Genomic DNA, 17,265 nt, shown 5'->3' with positions numbered 1-17,265 from the left:
TCCTGTTCGGGGCTGCGAGCGACCATGATCGCCGGCCGCGGCCCGCGTCAGGAATCGGAACCTCGAGAAAGCCGCACCACGTGTCACAGGACCTCATGTCACCTGAGAACAACGTCCAGCGCATCATGCGCACCGGAACCGTCTGGTTCGGCGTCGCGGTCGGGAGCACCGCGATCGTCCTCGGACTCCTCCTCAGCTCTGGCTGGCGGCCGGCCGTCCTCGCCGAGGGACTCCGCGTGGTGTGGTGGTGCTGCTCGGTCATCGTGGGTCTGAGCATCGGCCTGCTGGGCTGGTCCGGCTGTCCGATCCTCGAGGTGGACGTCCCGACCGCGTCACGGAACAAGTCGCTGACCATGCAGCTCGGAACGATGCTGTTCATCCTCGGAAGCCTCGGCGCCATGTTCACCGTGCTGGCCGGGTCGCCGAGCTGACACCCGCGGCGCGGGTACGTCCGGCTCCGGCGGAGTCGTAGAGTCGATGCATGGCCCGATCCTCAGCACCGCTCCGCAGACTCGGCTTCCTCACGATGGGCCTGTTCGACCCCGAGGAGCCGGCGGCGGGGCACGAGGCGACCCTGCAGCTCATCGAGCTCGGTGAACGCCTGGGGTTCGACAGTGCCTGGCTGCGGCACCGGCACCTGCAGTTCGGCATCTCCTCACCGGTCGCCGTCCTCGCCGCCGCGACGCAGCGCACGAGGCGCATCGCGCTCGGCACCGCGGTCACACCGCTCGGCGCGGAGAACCCCTTCCGGCTCGCGGAGGACCTGGGCACGGTCGACGTCCTCTCGGGAGGCAGACTGCTTCCCGGCTTCAGCACCGGGGAGCCGATGCGGTTCGACGCGTTCAAGCACGCGATCTATCCGTCGACGCTCGACCAGGAGGACCTCGGCTACGACCGCGTCCTGCGCCTCCGCTCCTTCATCCGCGGTGACGTCGTCAGTGACAGCGCCGGTCGTGAGGGCCAGGAGGACTACTCCTCACGGGTCGAGCCGCATGCCGACGGTCTGGCGGAGCGGCTCTGGTACGGAGCCGGCAGCCTGCGGTCGGCCGGTTGGGCCGGCGAGCAGTCCTTCAACCTGCTCACGAGCAGCGTCATCGCCGCCGAGGACGGCACGACGGACTTCGCCGCGAACCAGGCCGCCCAGGTGCGTCGGTTCCGAGAACTCCACCCGGCGGGTGAGCGGGCCCGCGTGTCACAGGGGCTCGTGGTCATCCCGACGGACTCCGCGACCGCGTCCCAACGCGCCCGGTACCACGAGTACGTCGACTCGAGACGGCACCGCGTCGGCGTCGCCCATGGGCCGCGGCGGATGCTCTTCGCGGAGGACCTCGTCGGCAGCAGCGCGGAGATCGCTGAGCGGCTGTACGAGCACGCCGGATTCCAGGAGGTCGACGAGGTCGCCTTCGCGCTCCCGTTCACGCTCGAACCGGACGACTACACGCAGCTGCTCACCGACATCGCCGGCGCACTCGGCCCCGCCCTCGGCTGGCGACCGGCCGCGGACGGGGAGTCCCGTCCGGCCTGAGCGGACCGGTCGGAGACGGCTTCCGGTCGCGCGTACAGTGCAGGTATGACGCAGCACGGGTTCAGACGGTACGTGGCCATCGGCGACAGCTTCAGTGAGGGCTACGGGGATCTTCGAGAGGACGGCACCCTTCGCGGGTGGGCCGACTTCGTTGCCCTCGGCCTCGCTCGGGCGTCCACGGAGACCGTCAGCTACGCGAACCTCGCCATCCGCGGGCGGAAACTCTTGCCGATCCTCGACGAACAACTCGACCGAGCGATCGCGATGGGTCCGGACCTCGTCAGCTTCAACGGCGGCGGCAACGACATCATGCGCCCGCGGGTGTCGATCGACGGTGTCGCCGACCGCTTGGACGGTGCGGTCGAGCGACTGCGTGCCGGAGGTGCCCACGTGCTGCTGCTGAGCGGGGCGAACCCCTCGGCCCACATCCCGATGGGTTCGCTCCTCGCCCGCCGCGGCGAGCAGCTGGCCCAGGCCGTCAGGGTGCGGTACCCGCGCGAGGGGGTCACCTTCGTCGACAACTGGGCCGATCGGACGCTCGCCGACCTCCGATACTGGTCGGTGGACCGCCTGCACCTCAACGCCCTCGGCCACGCCCGGGTGGCGAGCAACGTGCTGACGGCGCTCGACGTGCCGGTCCCGGAGGAGTGGGGGATCGACGACGTCGCTGCTGCGCCGCCCGGTCCGCGTCAACGTCGCACCGCGGCCTACTACCGCGAGCACGTGCTGCCCTGGATCGGGCGCCGCCTGACCGGACGTTCCTCCGGTGACGGCCGCGAACCGAAGATCGCCCAGCTGCAGCCGGTCGACACCCGCGGCTGACCGGCACCGGTCAGCCGCGGATCGTCAGCCGACGCGGACGAGCGTGCGCTGCCAACCGGAGGATCCGTTGGGAGCGATCGGCGCCTGCTCCTCGATCTGGAGGTTCCCGGCCTTGTCGGTCGCACGGACGGCGACGTAGTGCGTACCGGCGGTCGCCTCCCAGTCCATCCACCACTGCACCCAGGTGTCGTCGTTGATGGCGGTCGTGAGGTTGACGCTCTGCCAGTCGCCGTTGTCGATGCTGACCTCGACCTTGGCGATCCCGACCGTCTGCGCCCAGGCGACACCCGCGATCTTCGCCGGTCCGGCCGGCAGCTGCTTGTCGATCCGGGGCGTGTCGATCCGCGAGGAGAGTTTGATCGGCGCCTTCGCGTCGTAGCCGCGCGGGGTCCAGTAGGCCTCGTCCTTGTCGAAGGTCGTGACCGTCAGCTTCGTCAGCCACTTGGTCGCCGACACGTAGCCGTAGAGGCCCGGGACGACCATGCGAACGGGGAAGCCGTGCTCGAGCGGCAGGGGCTCGCCGTTCATCGCCACGGCGAGGATCGCGTCGAGGTTCGGGTCGGTGAGCGACTCGATCGGCGTGCTCGCCGTGAAGCCGTCGACGCTCGTGGACAGGACCATGTCGGCCTTCGAGTCGGGCATCGCCCGCTTGAGGACGTCACGCACCGGGATACCGAGCCATTTCGCGTTGCCCAGGAGGTTGCCGCCCACCTCGTTCGAGACGCAGGTCATGGTGATGACGTATTCGTCGAGACCCATGGCGAGGAGCTCCTCGAAGGTGATCTGCACCTGCTCGCCGACCATGCCGTCGATCGTGAGCGTCCAGGTGGCCGGGTCGACCGTCGGCACGGTCAGCGCGGTGTCGACGCGGTAGAACTTGTCGTTCGGCGTGAAGAGCGGGCTGAGGCCGTCGACGTCCGCCTCGGCTCCGTCGGGGATCGTGACGGTCGACTTCGGCGCCGGGAGCTTGAGGGCGTCGCGGACGGCCGTGATCGACGAGGTGGTGACGTTCACGAGGCGTGCGCCCACGCCGACGACGACGGCACCGGCCGCCGCGATGCCGGCCACGCGGAAGAAGCCTCGGCGGTCGAACGCCGCGCGCTCGTCGTCCGAGCCGTTCGTGGCCCGCTTCGGCAGGCGACGACTCAGGAGGACAAGGATCACGACACCGGCCGCCAGACCGAGGATCACGGGGACGACGGCGAGCGGGGTGGCACCGGCACGGGTGACGGTCGTCGCACCGGCGAAGACGCCGGCCGCGATGAGGACCACGACACCGAGCGGTGGACGGATCTGCTGCAGGACCCCGGCGATCGCCGCGGCGATCACGACGGCGACCCCGAGGCTCACGAGGAGGAAGATCTTGTCGTTGCCACCGAAGGTCTCGATCGCGAACTCCTTCGCCCACCGCGGGACGATGTCGATGACGAACGATCCGACGGTGAGGAGAGGACTGCTGCCTCGGGCGAACAACAGCGCCGCCAGCTCGGCGATCGCGAGGAACACCGCTGCTGCGACGATGCCGGACAGTGCTGCCGCGAACCAGACGAGGCGTCGTCCGCTCCGTGTGGTGCCGGTCTGGTGCTTCGATGGCATGTGCTTCTCCCTGATCGTGGCTCGACAGGAGTTCGGAGCACTGCCCGGATCAGACGGGTCGGATCCGTCGTCCGCCCGTCGTCTCGGCGTTCAGGCCGTCGAGACGGCCAGCCGCAGTCCCGTCTCGGACGCCAGCCGGACGGCCTCGGCGAACTCCTGCTCGCTCCGTTCGAGCTGCGCTGCGAGCGCCGGATCACGGTCGGCGAGGGTCAGACTCGTCGTAATGACGTGGACGTCCATGCCGAGCGCTCCGCCGAACAACGTCCGCAGCGCCGGCACCTCGTGATCCCAACCCTCGGTCGGGCTGCCCGCGTCGTAGGCGATCCCGCGGCTGGTGGCGATGACGACCGGCCGGCCGGTGAGCGCTCCCGTGTCCGCGGAGGTGACACCAGGCACGTGGATGTGGTCGATCCACGCCTTGAGCGACGATGGGATCGAGAAGTTGTAGAGCGGCGCGCCGATCACGACGATGTCGGCGCCGAGCAGCTCGTCGAGCAGGACGCGCTGGAGCGTCTCGGCCTCGGCGGGCGGGTTCGTACCGGGGCGGCGGTCGGCCGGCGCCCAGTGGAGACTCGCGTCGGCGAGGTGGGGGAGCGGATCCAGGTGCAGGTCGCGACGGACGACGACGCCGGTGGGGTCGGAGGTCGACCAGGCGTCCACGACGGCCTGCGAGAGCCGGCGGGACCGGGAGGTGTCGAGATCGGCGGAGGAGTCGAGGTGCAGGAGGGTTGGCATGCGGCAACGCTAGCAAGCCGGGTCCCGTCCGCTTCCTTGCGGCGCGCACCGGTGGCGGTTACCGTCGCAGGATGGTCGACGCCCCAGCCCCCACCACGTCCGCCCGCCAGGACGCACGCGTCCTCGACGTGGCCGACCCGCTCGCGGAACACCGCGCGGCGTTCGTCCCGGCCGAGGGCGTCATCGCCTACCTCGACGGGAACTCACTGGGGCGGCCGTTGCGGGCCACGGCGGAGCGGCTGCAGTCGTTCATCGCGGAGGAATGGGGGACGAGGCTCATCCGGTCGTGGGACGACCGCTGGTTCGAGCTGCCGCTGACGCTCGGCGACCGCCTGGGATCGGTCGTGCTCGGTGCCGCACCCGGCCAGACGGTCGTCGCCGATTCGACGACCGTGCTGCTGTACAAGCTGATCCGCGCGGCGGTCGACGCGATGTCCTCCGCCGGAGGGGCCGCTGGGCGCGACGAGCTCGTGATCGATGCGGGGAACTTCCCGACCGACCGCTTCGTGATCGAGGGGATCGCCGCTGAACGCGGTCTGCGCGTCCGTTGGATCGACGCCGACCCGGTCCACGGTGTCGCCGCGCACCAGCTGCGCGAGGTGGTCCACGAGCAGACCGCACTCGTCGTGCTCAGCCAGGTCGACTACCGGTCCGGAGCCCTGCTCGACGTCGAGGAGCTGACCGCGATCGCCCATCAGGCGGGAGCACTCGTCCTCTGGGACCTGTGCCACTCCGCCGGTGCGGTCCCGATCGAGCTCGACGAGTGGGGCGTGGACCTCGCGGTGGGCTGCTCCTACAAGTACCTCGGCGGCGGGCCCGGTGCCCCTGCGTTCGCCTACGTCGCGGCGCGCCATCAGGACCGGCTCCTCCAGCCCATCCAGGGGTGGATGGGCGCCGCCGACGTCTTCGCCATGGCCGACGCCTATCAGCCGGCCGTCGGGATGCGCCGGTTCCTCAGCGGGACACCACCGATCGTGGGCATGCTGCCGCTCGAGGACTCGCTGACGCTCATCGAGTCCGCCGGTGTCGCCGCCATCCGGGCGAAGTCCGTGGCGCTCACCGCGTTCGCGATCTCCTGGGCCGATGAGCACCTCGCGGGCTCCGGTGTCAGGGTGATGACCCCTCGTGACGCGGCGCGTCGCGGTGGTCATGTGACGCTCGGTCACCCGTCGTTCCGCGAGATCACCCCGCTGCTCTGGAATGCTGGTGTGATCCCCGACTTCCGGCACCCGGACGGTCTCCGCATCGGGGTCGCACCCCTGAGCTCCGGCTTCGCCGAGCTCGAACTCGGGCTGATCCGGATCGCCGAGGCCGTCCACCGGTGGACGGCGTCACACGGCTCCACCCCGCCTGGCGGACGTCCGTCGTAGGCTTGGCGGCATGCCCGCTGCCTCTGGAACCCAGTACCGTCTCCACCACGCCGGTCCGCAGGGCGAGGTCCGAGCGACGGTCACCGAACTCGCCGCGGGACTGCGCGAACTGACGGTCGGCGGACGCACCCTCGTGCAGTCCTTCGGTGAGGACGTCGTCGCCCCGATGGGTTGCGGGATGGTGCTCGTGCCGTGGCCCAACCGCGTCCGGGATGCCCGGTGGACGCTCGACGGTGAACCGCAGCAGCTCGACGTCACCGAGGCGGCGACCGGGAACGCCTCCCATGGTCTCCTGCGCAACACGGGATACCGGGCGGGGGATCACACCGATCACGCGGTGACCCTGCTCGCCTCGGTGTTCCCGCAGCACGGCTACCCGTTCCGCCTCGACACCTCGGTCGCCTACACCTTGGACGACGACGGCCTGCGGGTGACCCACACCATCGTGAACCGGTCGAGTCGCCCCGCGCCGGTCGCCGTCGGTGCTCACCCCTACCTGGCGCTCGGCGACGTACCGACCGCCGACCTCACCGTGACGCTGGCGGCCGACACCTGGTTCGAGACGGACGAGCAGCGCATCCCGGTCGTCTCCCGTCCCGTCGACGGGACCCCGTACGATCTGCGCTCGGGCGCCCGAGTGGGCGATCTCTCGATCGACGTCGGCCTGGGTTCGGTCCGGCAGGTCGACGGTGCCGTCCGACACCGGCTCACCGCACCTGACGGCGACACCGTCGAACTCTGGGCGGACGACGACTTCCGGTTCGTCCAGGTCTACACGCCGAAGAACTTCCCGGCGGCAGACGGACCGACGCAGGCCATCGCCATCGAGCCCATGACGGCTCCCGCCGATGCGCTGAACAGCGGGACCGGACTCCGATGGTTGGACCCCGACGAGCGGTGGTCGCTGTCCTGGGGGATCCGACTCACACGGGTGTGACCGGCACGCCGATCGGCGGACGGTCGACGGTCCCGCGGGCGGAGGAAGGTCAGCTCAGAGGATGACGCCGTGGGGGAGATGATCGCCCCGGCGTCCGATGTGCCGCCCCCGGGTGTCGACGGACACTGGTGGCATGACCACGCACCTGGACACCAGCCCGAATCTCTTCACCCTGTCCACGCCCCGGGTCGCGCAGACCGAACGGCTTCAGGTGGCGCGGCCGACGGCTCGACCGCGCGGACGGTTCGGGGCCTTCGTGGGCGTCCTCCTGGGGAACATCGTCCTCTGGAGCACGTTCTTCATCACGATCGGCATCGTGCTCGCGCTGCAACTCGGCATCGTCGGCGTCATCGCCGCGTCGATGTTGCGCTGAATTCGATCCCCGCGTCAAGTCCCTGAGCCGGCGAGGCCCGTACCGGATTCGTCTGCTGCGTCCTCGGCGGGCGCGTCGTCGTCCAGCGCCTCGTCCTCGACCACGGCGTCCGGGAGCCCGGGCAACATGGCCGCCGCGCCCTCGTCACGGATGCCTTCGACCGCCCCGAAATCAGACATGATGCTTCCTCTCGATCGTCGTGCCCGCCAGCGTAACCGGCGGACACGACGATCGACAGCCCTTGCGGGCGGGAGCTTCGTCAGTCGACGATCGACACCGTCACGTCGATGTTGCCGCGCGTGGCGTTCGAGTACGGGCACACCTGGTGCGCCTGGTCGGCCAGCTGCTGGGCTTCATCGTGCGTCACGTTCGGCACGTAGACGTCGAGCTCGACGGCCAGGCCGAAGCCGCCCTCACCGTTCGATCCGATGCCGACGCTGGCCGACACCTCGGCGTCCTTCGTGTCGAGCTTCGCGGTGCGCCCGACTGCGTGGAGGGCGCTGAGGAAGCACGCGGCGAAGCCGGCGGCGAACAACTGCTCGGGGTTGGTGCCCTCGCCGCTGCCGCCGAGTTCCTTCGGGGGACGGGTGTCGAAGTCGAGGAGGTCGTCCTCACTGCGGACGTGTCCGTCTCGTCCGCCTCCGGTGGCATGGGCAACTGCTGTGTACGCGATATCCATTGCTCCATCCTTGCACCGTCGTGGGTGCCCGGTGCACCTTCTCCGGGACCTCTCGGCAGTCGTTCAGTGCAGCGAGGATCGGGCCGCGTCGACCACCGCCGTCGTGACGAGCTCGAGCAGTCGGGAGTGGAGTCGCCACTGCTGCCAGAACAACGGGACGTCGACGCCGCCGGTCTCGTCGAGCACGACGAGTTCGCCCCTGCGCAGCGGCGCGTCGGACTGCGCGTCCGGGAGCATGCCCCAGCCGAGACCGAGGCCGACGGCGGTCGCGAAGTCCGCCGAGGCCGGAACATGGTGTCGCGGCGGGGTGGCGGGGTCGACGCCACGTCGTCGGAGGTAGGCGTCCTGGAGATCGTCCTTCCGGTCGAACACGACGACGGGCGCTGCCGTGAGCGCCTGAGCGGTCGCACCGTCCTCGAACCAGCGCGTCGCGAACGCGGGTGACGCCATCGGTCGGTAACGCATCCGACCGAGGAGCCGCACCGTGCACCCCTGGACGGGCTCGGCGTTCGAGGTGACCGCGGCCATGACGCTGCCCGCACGGAGGAGCTCCGTCGAATGGTCCTGGTCCTCGCGAGCGAGGTCGAAGACGACCGACTCCCGGGCGGCGACGTCCGCCAGCACCGGCAGCAGCCAGGTGGCGAGGGAGTCCGCGTTCACGACGATCGGGATCACCGCCGGGGTGGCGGGGGCGAGCGCGTCGTCGGCGTGCAACTCGAGCGCCGCGTCGTGACCGAGCAGGTGCACCGCGCGGCCGAGGCGGAGCACGATCTCACCTGACGCCGTGATGGTGATCGGTTTGGTCCGGAGCAAGAGGACCCGTCCGACGCTCTGCTCGAGGGTCTTGATGCGTTGGCTGATGGCCGACGGCGTGACCATCAGCTCCCGGGCGGCCGACTCGAAGGTGCCGTGGTCGACCGCAGCGACGAAGGCCCGCAGTTGCTCGAAATGGAAATCCATCATAAGAGGATCTTACGATTCATCAGAATATTGAACTGGATTCATCATGCTGCGCCTCCTACGGTCGGAGGATGACCTCCGCACTGCAGGCCGCGATCGCGGGCCTCGGCCTCGGCCTCTCACTCATCGTGGCCATCGGCGCCCAGAACGCCTTCGTCCTCCGGCAGGGCATCCGGCGCGAGCACGTCCTGCCGGTCGTCCTCGTGTGCGCACTCTCCGACGCGGTGCTCATCATCGCCGGTGTCAGCGGCATCGGATTCGTCGTGGAGCGGTTCCCCGTGGTCCTCGTCGTCCTCCGTTGGGCCGGCGCGGCCTTCCTGCTCGGCTACGGCCTGCTGGCCGCACGCCGTGCACTCGCCCCGTCCGGTCTCGCCGCCGACCGTGGTGGCAACAGCCTCTCGCTCAGGGCGGCGGTGCTCACCGTGGTCGGCCTCACCTGGCTGAACCCGCACGTGTACCTCGACACCGTCCTCCTCCTCGGCTCGATCGCGAACACGCACGGGGAGGTGGGGCGGTGGTGGTTCGCCGCCGGCGCGGTCCTCGGGAGCATCCTGTGGTTCACCGCTCTGGGGTACGGCGCTCGGTTGCTCCGCGGCGTCTTCGCGAAGCCCGTGGCCTGGCGCATCCTCGACGTCGCGATCGCGGTCGTCATGATCGCCCTCGCGATCATGCTCGTCCTGCGCCCCTGAGCGTGCTCGAGGGTGCCTGGTTAGGATTGCCGGGTGATGAGAACCCTGCGTGAGGTCAACACGGTCGTCGAGCGCCTCTGGCCACTGTCCGGAGCCGAGGACTGGGATGCCCCGGGGCTCCTCGTCGGCGACCCGGACCAGCCGGTCGGGCACGTGCTCCTCGCGGTCGACGCGGTCGGCGTGACCGTCGACGAGGTGCTCGAGCACCCCGACGGTCTGCTGCTGGTCCACCACCCGCTGCTGATGCGTGGTGTCACGACCGTGGCGGGCGACCGGTACAAGGGGTCACTCATCACGCGCCTGATCCGCGGCGGCGCCGCGCTCATCGCCGCCCACACCAACGCCGACGTCGTCGCCGACGGGACCTCGGACGTCCTCGCCCAACGTCTCGGCCTCCACGACCCGACTCCGATCGTCCCCGCCGCCAACGGCCTGACCGGGCTGGGTCGGGTCGGCGACCTCCCGGAGGAGACCACGCTCGGCGCTCTCGCACGTGCCCTCGCCGAGATCCTGCCGGCGACCGCCACCGGGATCCGTGCCTCCGGGGACTACGACCAGGCCGTCCGGAGGATCGCGCTCTGCGGGGGAGCGGGGGACTCGCTCCTGTCCCACCCCGAGGTCCGTGCGGCCGACGTGTACATCACGGCCGACCTCCGCCACCACCCGGCGTCCGAGGCCCGGGAACAGGCACTCCTCGGCGGCGGTCCGGCCCTCATCGACGTCTCCCACTGGGCGAGTGAGTGGCTGTGGCTGGAGGGGGCCGCCGACGCGCTCCGACGAGAGCTCCCTGGACTCGACGTCCGGGTCAGCGAACTGCGTACCGACCCGTGGGACTTCGTCGTCACCCAGTAGTCGGCGCGGCCGGTAGGGTGATGAGTCGAGAGTTTGGAACAGACGTGAAAGCCAGCCCAGCAGACCAGAAGACGTTGCTCACCCTGCAGAGCATCGACACCGGCGTGCAGCGCACCTCCCACCGCGCGGCGAACCTCCCCGAGGCCGCGCGCATCGCGCAGCTCCAGGCCGAGATCGAGACCGTGCGCCTCCGTCGCCTGGAGCGCGTCGGCGTCCGCGACGACGCACAGACCGAGCTCGGGCGCATCGAGTCCGACGTCGCCGTCGTCGCGGCCCGCATGAAGCGCGACGCCGACCGTCTCCAGTCGTCCACCTCCGTCAAGGACGTCGAGGCGCTGCAGAGTGAGATCGCCTCCTTGCAGAACCGGCAGAACAACCTCGAAGAGATCCAGCTGAACGTCATGGAGCGGGTGGAGGCCGCGGAGGACGCCGTCGCCCAGGTCGACGCCGAGCGCGCCGGACTCCAGGAGCTCCTCGACGAGGTCGTCGCCAAGCGCGACGCCGAACTCGTCGAACTCGAGGCCGAACGGGCACGACTCACCGCCGACCGCGAGTCACTCGCACCCGGCATCCCCGCCGACCTCCTGGCCCTCTACGACCAGCGCCGCGCCCGCGGCGGTATCGGTGCAGCGCTGTTCCGCGCTGGCACCTGCGGCGCATGCAAGATGTCGCTCACCGGCAACGACCTCCAGGCCGTCCGCGCTGCACCGTCCGAAGACGTCGTGCAGTGCCCGGAGTGCGCCGCGATCGTCGTCCGGACGGACGAGTCCGGCCTCGTCTGAGCCGGACGCGGGCTGCACCCACCGGCGGTCCGCGGCCGCTGTCACGGGCCGGTAGACTCGTCTCCGTGAACGGGCCGGCTAGACGGTCGCGTCACCGAGACCTCCGGGTGTCGGTGCCGAGGAACGTCCGGGCTCCACAGAGCAGGGCGGTGGGTAACACCCACCCGGGGTGACCCGCGAGACAGTGCCACAGAGAACAGACCGCCGTGGGCGACCACGGTCAGGGTGAAACGGTGGGGTAAGAGCCCACCAGCGACCGGGGTGACCCGGTCGGCTCGGTAAACCTCGTCCGGAGCAAGGTCAACAGGGAACGCTGAGGCTGCTCGCCAAGTTCCCGGGTAGACCGCTAGAGGGCGGCGGCAACGTCGTCCCGAGAGAGATGGCCGTCGAAACGCGCAAGCGTGGGACAGAACCCGGCGTACCGGTCGACCCGTTCACACCCCACTCCCACGCCGAGCGCTGCGACGGAACCGCCGCAGCGCGTGGCGCGGTCCTCAGGCGATGCGTTCGGCGGGGCCGGCGGCGAGAGCTGCTGCGCCGAGGATGCCCGCGTTGTTGCGGTGCACGGCGGGGATGATCGGGGTGTCGAGCTTCAGGAGCGGCAGGAAGTGGTCCGCGTGCTTGGACACGCCGCCGCCCACCACGAACTGATCGGGCGAGAAGAGGAACTCGAGGCGCTCGTAGTACTTCTGGAGGCGCTTGGCCCACTTCTCCCAGCTCAGGTCCTCGCGCTCCTTGACCGCGTAGGACGCCCGCGTCTCAGCGTCCTTGCCGTCGATCTCCAGGTGCCCGAGTTCGGCGTTCGGGATCAACGTGCGGTTGTAGATGAGCGCCGTGCCGATGCCGGTGCCGAGGGTCGTCAGGATCGTGAGGCCGCTGGCGCCCTTGGCCGCCCCGAACTCGGTCTCGGCGTAACCGGCCGCGTCGGCGTCGTTCACGAAGGTGATCTCGCGCCCAAGGCCCTGCTCGAACAGCTGCTCGGCTTCGAGGCCGATCCAGGCGTCGGAGACGTTCGCCGCGGACATCGTCCGGCCGTTCCGGACGATCGCGGGGAAGCAGACGCCGAGCGGGAGTCCGTCGGAGGCCGGGGACAGCTGCTCGAGCACCTCGCGCACCGTCACGACGATGTCCTTCGGCTCGCCACCCTTCGGCGTGGGGATCTTCACCCGATCGGTGAGGAGGGCACCCGTCGTGAGATCGACGACCGCACCTTTGATGCCGGTCCCTCCGATATCGATGCCGACGGCGGACCGGGGAGCTGCGTTCGTCATGCGTCCAGCCTAGAGCGCCGCGGGCGGTGCGGCGGTGTCGATCGTGCTCGGAAGGGTCAAGACCTCGGCCCCGCGTTCGGTGACGACGAGCGTGTGCTCGAACTGCGCGGTCAACGACCGGTCGCGGGTCGTGACCGTCCAGTCGTCGTCCCACTGCTCCCAGTCCTGGGAGCCGATCGTGAGCATCGGCTCGATCGTGAACACCATGCCCGGCTCCATCACCGTGTCGTAGAGGGGCGCGGCGTCGTAGTGGGGGACGATCAACCCCGAGTGGAAGGACCGGCCGACGCCGTGGCCCGTGAAGTCACGGACGACGCCGTACCCGAACCGCTTCGCGTAGGACTCGATCGCACGACCGATGACGTTGATCTGCCGACCGGGCGCGACGGCCTTGATCCCTCGGCTGAGGGCTTCGCGGGTGCGCTCGACGAGGAGACGTGTGTCGTCGGCGACGTCGCCGACGAGGAAGGTCACGTTGCTGTCGCCGTGCACCCCGTCGAGGTAGGCGGTGATGTCGATGTTGACGAGATCACCTTCGCGCAGAGCGGTGTCGTCGGGGATGCCGTGGCAGACGACCTCGTTGATCGAACTGCAGATCGACTTGGGGTAACCGCGGTACCCGAGCGTCGACGGATAGGCACCCTTGCCGATGACGAACGCGTGGCCGATGGCGTCGAGTTCGTCAGTGGTCACCCCGGGACGGACCGCCGCGCCGACGGCCTGGATCGCATCGGCGGCGATGGTCCCGGCGACCCGGATGCGCTCGATCTCCTCCGCCGAGTACAGATCGCCCCGGGTGTCGGTGGCCGGTGCGGCGCGGCCGACGTACTCGGGGCGGACGATCGTCTCCGGCACCGATCGGGGGCGGCCGACGCGACCGGGGATCAGGTGACCTGCGGTGTCGAAAGGCATAGGATCAAGCCTAACCGAGCAGGGGAGACGCGCCGTGGCGAAGGAACCATCCGAGCAGTACTGGTACAACACGAAGACCGGTCAGGTCGAGTTCGGCTTCGAGTCGAGTGTCGTCGACCGCGTCGGTCCCTTCGAGACGGCTGCGGAGGCCTCGCACGCACTCGAGCGACTGCGCGCCAACAGCGCGAAGTGGGACGCCGACGAGGCTGCCGAGGACTGAGCCACCCGGGTCGCAGCACGAGCGGATTGCGGGCAAGCCCTCTTCCGCAGGCGTGGTGTGATCCGCCAGGATGGGCCGAGCGATGAAGCTCGAGCGGGGGGAACATGCACAGGATCGACCGTCCGCGGAGGCGACCGATCGCCGTCGGACGAGGTGCCGTCGCGGCCCTCAGCCTCGTACTCCTCCTCATGCCGACGTCGCCGGCCGGCGCAGCGCCGGTGGTCGCCACCGAGGTCAGCGCAGCCGAGTGCGTCACCCCGGTCCCCGGTGGTTCCCGCTGCGGCGTGTTGACGGTGCCCCTGTCGCGGGCGGTGCCGGACTCGCCGGAGGCGACCCTGCCGTACGTGCTCGTACCGGCCGCCCTCGAGACCGGGCGACCGCCGGTCGTCTACCTCGCCGGCGGGTCGGCGCTCTCGACGCTCGACATCCAGCAGCTCGCGGTCGAGGGCGGGCTGGCCTCCGACCGCGACGTGGTGTTCGTCGAACGCCGGGGCGGTCGCGACGCCACGCCGTCGCTCGACTGTGCGCCGGCGACCGCGGCCATCCGCGCCTCGCTCGGCGCTGATGGGGACCGTGCAACCCGCGTCGCCGCGGTCGGCGCGGCCTTCGCCTCCTGCACCGCGGCCTGGCAGGAGGGCGGCGTCGTGCCGAGCGACTTCGGCGTCGCGCCTGCGGCGGCCGACCTCCGTGACCTCCGGCAGCAGCTCGGTTACGACCGGTGGACCATCCTGGCCGTGGGCTCGTCGGCCGGCGTGGCCCTCGCGGCGTCCGACGTCGATCCGGGTGGTGTCGACGGTGTCGTCCTCGACGGCCCCGACCTGGGTGCACCCGGGATCGTCTCCGCGGGCGGTGTGGCGGCCGCCCTGGCCGTCGTCCGTGCGCGCGGCGAGGAGCCGCAGGGTCCCGTTCCGTCCCCGCCGGCGGCACCACAGGCCGCCGCCGCTGAGCAACCGGCGTCCGCGACCCCGGACACCGCGCCGACCGAGGTCGCACGTTCGGCCGGGATCCTCACCGCCGCCACCGATGAGCTCATCGCCGAACCGCACCGCACCTCCGGACCGCGCCCGATCACCCTCGGTGGCGACGCGCTCTTGGCGATCGCCTCACACGCGTTGTCCGAACCCACCGCCCAGGCGGCACTCCCGGTGCTCCTGAGCTCGGTCGCGGACGGCGACAGCACGGTGCTGGATCCCGTGGCGAACGATGCGACCGCCCAGCTGGCCGACTCCGGTGGCATCCTCGACCGCGTGCTCGGGTGTTCGACGACCGGCTGGCCTGGGGCGATCGAACGCTCGGACGCGGAGGTCACCACGCCGACGCTGCTGGAGGACGTCGCGGCCGCTGCCTGCTCCTCGTTCGCCGTGAGTGCGACGCCGCCGCCGGGAGCGATCGGGACGTCGGTCCTCGTGCTCGGCGCCCCGGAACAGGCCGCCGCCCTCGCCGTCCCCGTCGCCGATGGCACGGCGAACGCCCTCGTGGCGGTCTTCCCCGGGTCGGGAGCCGTCCCATCGGTCAGCAGTGCGTGCGCACGGGTCGCGATGCGTGCGTGGCTCAGCGATCCGGCGAGCTATCGGGCGGCACTCTGCGACACCGACGACGCGGCCGTCACCGTCGTCGATCGAGCCGATGTCGCGGCGAGCCCACGGTGGGCCCAGCAGACCTCGTCGGACGCCGGTGGCAGGTGGTTGCTGCTGGTGCTGCCCATCCTGTTCGGGCTCCTGGCCATCGGATGGTCCGTGGCGTGGGGCTACCGGCTGATCACCCAGGCGCTTCGGCGCCAGCCGGTCCAGGACGGTCTCCTGCTGGGGATCGCTCCGGTGTTCGGAGCGACGTGGGCGATCGGCGGAGCCGTCGTGCTCGTCCGTGCGGCTGCCTCGAGTCCGGCGATCGCGCTCGTCGGGGTGCCCGCCGCCTTGCCGTGGCTCTCCATCGCCCTCCTCGTGAGTTGCCTCGGGTTGGTGCCCGTCTGGCAAGGGGCCCACCGCGGATCGCGGCTGCGGATCGCCGCAATCTCACTGCTGTGGGCGGCGACGGCCGGCTGGACCGCACTGTTCGTCCTCGCCTGGTGGTGAGCCGTGGATCGCCCACGCCCGCCGCGCGCTGATGAGCGGGAACGGGGACGGAGCCAGTAGCCTAGACACGGGCCGCCGGCCGAAGGAAGAGGGGCAGATGGATAAGCAGCGCGACTTCGTTCTCCGCACGATCGAGGAGCGGGGCGTCAAGTTCGTCCGGCTGTGGTTCACCGATGTCGTCGGGACCCTCAAGTCCGTCGCGATCGCCCCGGCCGAAGTGGAAGGCGCGTTCTCCGAGGGCCTCGGTTTCGACGGATCGGCGATCGAGGGGCTCAGCCGCTCCTACGAGTCGGACCTCCTGGCCCACCCCGATCCGACGACCTTCCAGATCCTGCCGTGGCGCGGCGAGATCGACCCGACGGCGCGCATGTTCTGCGACATCACGACGCCCGACGGCCAGCCCGCCGTCGCCGACCCGCGGAACGTCTTGAAGCGCACCCTGGCGAAGGCCGCCGACATGGGGTTCACGTTCTACACGCACCCCGAGATCGAGTTCTACCTGCTGAAGTCCTCGCAGTACGGCGTCGACGGACCGGAGCCGGTCGACTCGGCGGGCTACTTCGACAACGTCCCCGGTGGCACCGCTCACGACTTCCGTCGACGTTCCGTCCGGATGCTCGAAGACCTCGGGATCTCCGTCGAGTTCAGCCACCACGAAGCGGGCCCCGGCCAGAACGAGATCGACCTGCGGTACGCCGACGCCCTGACGACGGCCGACAACATCATGACCTTCCGCACCGTCGTGAAGGAGGTGGCGATCGAGCAGGGCGTCTACGCGACGTTCATGCCGAAGCCGCTCGTCCACCAGCCCGGCAGCGGCATGCACACGCACATGTCGTTGTTCGAGGGTGACTCGAACGCCTTCTACGAGGCGGGTGCGCAGTACCAGCTGTCGAAGACGGGCCGGCAGTTCATCGCCGGACTCCTGACGCACGCTCCGGAGATCACCGCGGTGACGAACCAGTTCGTGAACTCCTACAAGCGACTCTGGGGTGGCGTCGGACCGAACAAGCTGTCCGAGGCCCCGAGCTTCGTCTGCTGGGGCCACAACAACCGCTCGGCACTCGTGCGCGTGCCGCTCTACAAGCCCAACAAGGGGCAGAGCGCTCGGGTCGAGTACCGCGCCATCGACTCCGCCGCCAACCCGTACCTCGCCTTCTCGCTCATGCTCGCCGCTGGGCTGAAGGGCATCGAGGAGGGCTACGAGCTCCCGCCGGAGGCCGAGGACAACGTCTGGACGCTCTCCGACACCGAACGTCGGGCGCTGGGCTACAACGCGCTGCCCGCCAGCCTCGATCGCGCCGTCAGCCTCATGGAGGGTTCCGAGCTCGTCGCGGAGACGCTCGGGGAGCAGGTGTTCAACTACGTCCTGCTGAACAAGCGACAGGAATGGCACGAGTACCGGGCCCAGGTGACCCCCTTCGAGTTGTCCAGCAACCTGGAGATGCTCTAGACGAGGGGTCCGGTCGG

General features: G+C 70.2%; 19 protein-coding genes and 1 other RNA gene. 13 read left to right on the top strand and 7 right to left on the bottom strand.

Features of this window, described 5'->3' with window-relative positions; all coding sequences use genetic code 11:
• Nucleotides 1-80: 80 nt before the first annotated feature.
• Genes IFU11_RS01710 through IFU11_RS01700 form a run of 3 tightly spaced genes read left to right on the top strand, consistent with a single transcriptional unit; the run spans nt 81 to nt 2,347 of the window.
• Nucleotides 81-431 carry a hypothetical protein gene (locus IFU11_RS01710; protein ID WP_079705855.1) on the top strand — a complete coding sequence of 117 codons (351 nt, stop codon included), beginning with the start codon at nt 81-83 and terminating at the stop codon, nt 429-431.
• A 50-nt stretch (nt 432-481) separates the two neighbouring features.
• On the top strand, nt 482-1,525 hold the full coding sequence (locus tag IFU11_RS01705; protein ID WP_124769283.1) for an LLM class flavin-dependent oxidoreductase: 1,044 nt from the start codon (nt 482-484) through the stop codon (nt 1,523-1,525).
• A gap of 45 nt (nt 1,526-1,570) precedes the next feature.
• A complete protein-coding gene (locus IFU11_RS01700; RefSeq protein WP_085510819.1) occupies nt 1,571-2,347 on the top strand; it encodes an SGNH/GDSL hydrolase family protein in 777 nt (258 codons plus the stop codon).
• Nucleotides 2,348-2,371: 24 nt separating this feature from the next.
• Here the strand turns inward: IFU11_RS01700 and IFU11_RS01695 are convergent, their stop codons facing one another.
• Both IFU11_RS01695 and IFU11_RS01690 read right to left on the bottom strand, forming a co-directional pair.
• Nucleotides 2,372-3,943 carry a molybdopterin-dependent oxidoreductase gene (locus IFU11_RS01695; RefSeq protein ID WP_124769284.1) on the bottom strand — a complete coding sequence of 524 codons (1,572 nt, stop codon included), beginning with the start codon at nt 3,941-3,943 and terminating at the stop codon, nt 2,372-2,374.
• Between the two features lie 90 nt (nt 3,944-4,033).
• On the bottom strand, nt 4,034-4,678 hold the full coding sequence (locus tag IFU11_RS01690; protein WP_192017991.1) for an FMN-dependent NADH-azoreductase: 645 nt from the start codon (nt 4,676-4,678) through the stop codon (nt 4,034-4,036).
• Nucleotides 4,679-4,749: 71 nt separating this feature from the next.
• Here IFU11_RS01690 and IFU11_RS01685 point away from each other — a divergent pair, with 71 nt between their 5' ends.
• From IFU11_RS01685 to IFU11_RS01675, 3 genes are all read left to right on the top strand, one after another.
• Complete coding sequence (locus tag IFU11_RS01685) at nt 4,750-6,048, top strand: kynureninase (protein WP_192017990.1); 1,299 nt, start codon at nt 4,750-4,752, stop codon at nt 6,046-6,048.
• Between the two features lie 10 nt (nt 6,049-6,058).
• Nucleotides 6,059-6,985, top strand: coding sequence for an aldose 1-epimerase family protein (locus IFU11_RS01680; protein ID WP_192017989.1), 927 nt, complete (start codon nt 6,059-6,061; stop codon nt 6,983-6,985).
• Nucleotides 6,986-7,118: 133 nt separating this feature from the next.
• A complete protein-coding gene (locus tag IFU11_RS01675; RefSeq protein WP_192017988.1) occupies nt 7,119-7,358 on the top strand; it encodes a hypothetical protein in 240 nt (79 codons plus the stop codon).
• Nucleotides 7,359-7,372: 14 nt separating this feature from the next.
• Here IFU11_RS01675 and IFU11_RS01670 read toward each other — a convergent pair whose 3' ends face one another.
• The 3 genes from IFU11_RS01670 to IFU11_RS01660 form a co-directional block, all read right to left on the bottom strand.
• Nucleotides 7,373-7,537: a hypothetical protein gene (locus IFU11_RS01670; RefSeq protein WP_165766994.1), complete on the bottom strand. Its 165-nt coding sequence runs from the start codon at nt 7,535-7,537 to the stop codon at nt 7,373-7,375.
• 80 nt (nt 7,538-7,617) lie between these two features.
• Nucleotides 7,618-8,037 (bottom strand): organic hydroperoxide resistance protein, encoded by a 420-nt coding sequence (locus IFU11_RS01665; RefSeq protein WP_064293757.1) that lies wholly within the window; start codon nt 8,035-8,037, stop codon nt 7,618-7,620.
• Nucleotides 8,038-8,100: 63 nt separating this feature from the next.
• Nucleotides 8,101-8,997, bottom strand: coding sequence for a LysR family transcriptional regulator ArgP (locus IFU11_RS01660; RefSeq protein WP_371742691.1), 897 nt, complete (start codon nt 8,995-8,997; stop codon nt 8,101-8,103).
• A gap of 71 nt (nt 8,998-9,068) precedes the next feature.
• Here IFU11_RS01660 and IFU11_RS01655 point away from each other — a divergent pair, with 71 nt between their 5' ends.
• The 4 genes from IFU11_RS01655 (at nt 9,069) to rnpB (ending at nt 11,757) form a co-directional block, all read left to right on the top strand.
• The gene (locus IFU11_RS01655; protein ID WP_192017987.1) at nt 9,069-9,686 is read left to right on the top strand and encodes a LysE/ArgO family amino acid transporter; all 618 of its coding nucleotides are present in this window, start codon (nt 9,069-9,071) and stop codon (nt 9,684-9,686) included.
• Between the two features lie 36 nt (nt 9,687-9,722).
• Entirely contained in the window at nt 9,723-10,538 is an 816-nt protein-coding gene (locus IFU11_RS01650) for a Nif3-like dinuclear metal center hexameric protein (protein WP_192017986.1), read from the top strand.
• A gap of 44 nt (nt 10,539-10,582) precedes the next feature.
• Nucleotides 10,583-11,320: a zinc ribbon domain-containing protein gene (locus tag IFU11_RS01645; protein WP_192017985.1), complete on the top strand. Its 738-nt coding sequence runs from the start codon at nt 10,583-10,585 to the stop codon at nt 11,318-11,320.
• Between the two features lie 70 nt (nt 11,321-11,390).
• An RNA gene (gene rnpB, locus IFU11_RS01640) (RNase P RNA component class A) lies at nt 11,391-11,757 on the top strand.
• Nucleotides 11,758-11,814: 57 nt separating this feature from the next.
• Here rnpB and ppgK read toward each other — a convergent pair.
• Nucleotides 11,815-12,591 carry a polyphosphate--glucose phosphotransferase gene (gene ppgK, locus IFU11_RS01635; protein WP_085510829.1) on the bottom strand — a complete coding sequence of 259 codons (777 nt, stop codon included), beginning with the start codon at nt 12,589-12,591 and terminating at the stop codon, nt 11,815-11,817.
• A 9-nt stretch (nt 12,592-12,600) separates the two neighbouring features.
• A complete protein-coding gene (gene map, locus IFU11_RS01630; protein WP_192017984.1) occupies nt 12,601-13,503 on the bottom strand; it encodes a type I methionyl aminopeptidase in 903 nt (300 codons plus the stop codon).
• 34 nt (nt 13,504-13,537) lie between these two features.
• Here map and IFU11_RS01625 point away from each other — a divergent pair, with 34 nt between their 5' ends.
• The 3 genes from IFU11_RS01625 (at nt 13,538) to IFU11_RS01615 (ending at nt 17,248) form a co-directional block, all read left to right on the top strand.
• Entirely contained in the window at nt 13,538-13,723 is a 186-nt protein-coding gene (locus IFU11_RS01625) for a hypothetical protein (protein WP_064293764.1), read from the top strand.
• 104 nt (nt 13,724-13,827) lie between these two features.
• The gene (locus IFU11_RS01620; protein ID WP_192017983.1) at nt 13,828-15,795 is read left to right on the top strand and encodes a hypothetical protein; all 1,968 of its coding nucleotides are present in this window, start codon (nt 13,828-13,830) and stop codon (nt 15,793-15,795) included.
• A 97-nt stretch (nt 15,796-15,892) separates the two neighbouring features.
• Complete coding sequence (locus IFU11_RS01615; RefSeq protein ID WP_064293766.1) at nt 15,893-17,248, top strand: glutamine synthetase family protein; 1,356 nt, start codon at nt 15,893-15,895, stop codon at nt 17,246-17,248.
• Nucleotides 17,249-17,265: the final 17 nt, after the last annotated feature.

The sequence above is a fragment of the Plantibacter sp. CFBP 8804 genome, from assembly GCF_014841225.1.
Taxonomy (GTDB): domain Bacteria; phylum Actinomycetota; class Actinomycetes; order Actinomycetales; family Microbacteriaceae; genus Plantibacter; species Plantibacter auratus.
The sequence above is the reverse complement of the archived record's forward strand: the minus strand, read 5'-3'. Positions and strand labels throughout refer to the sequence as shown.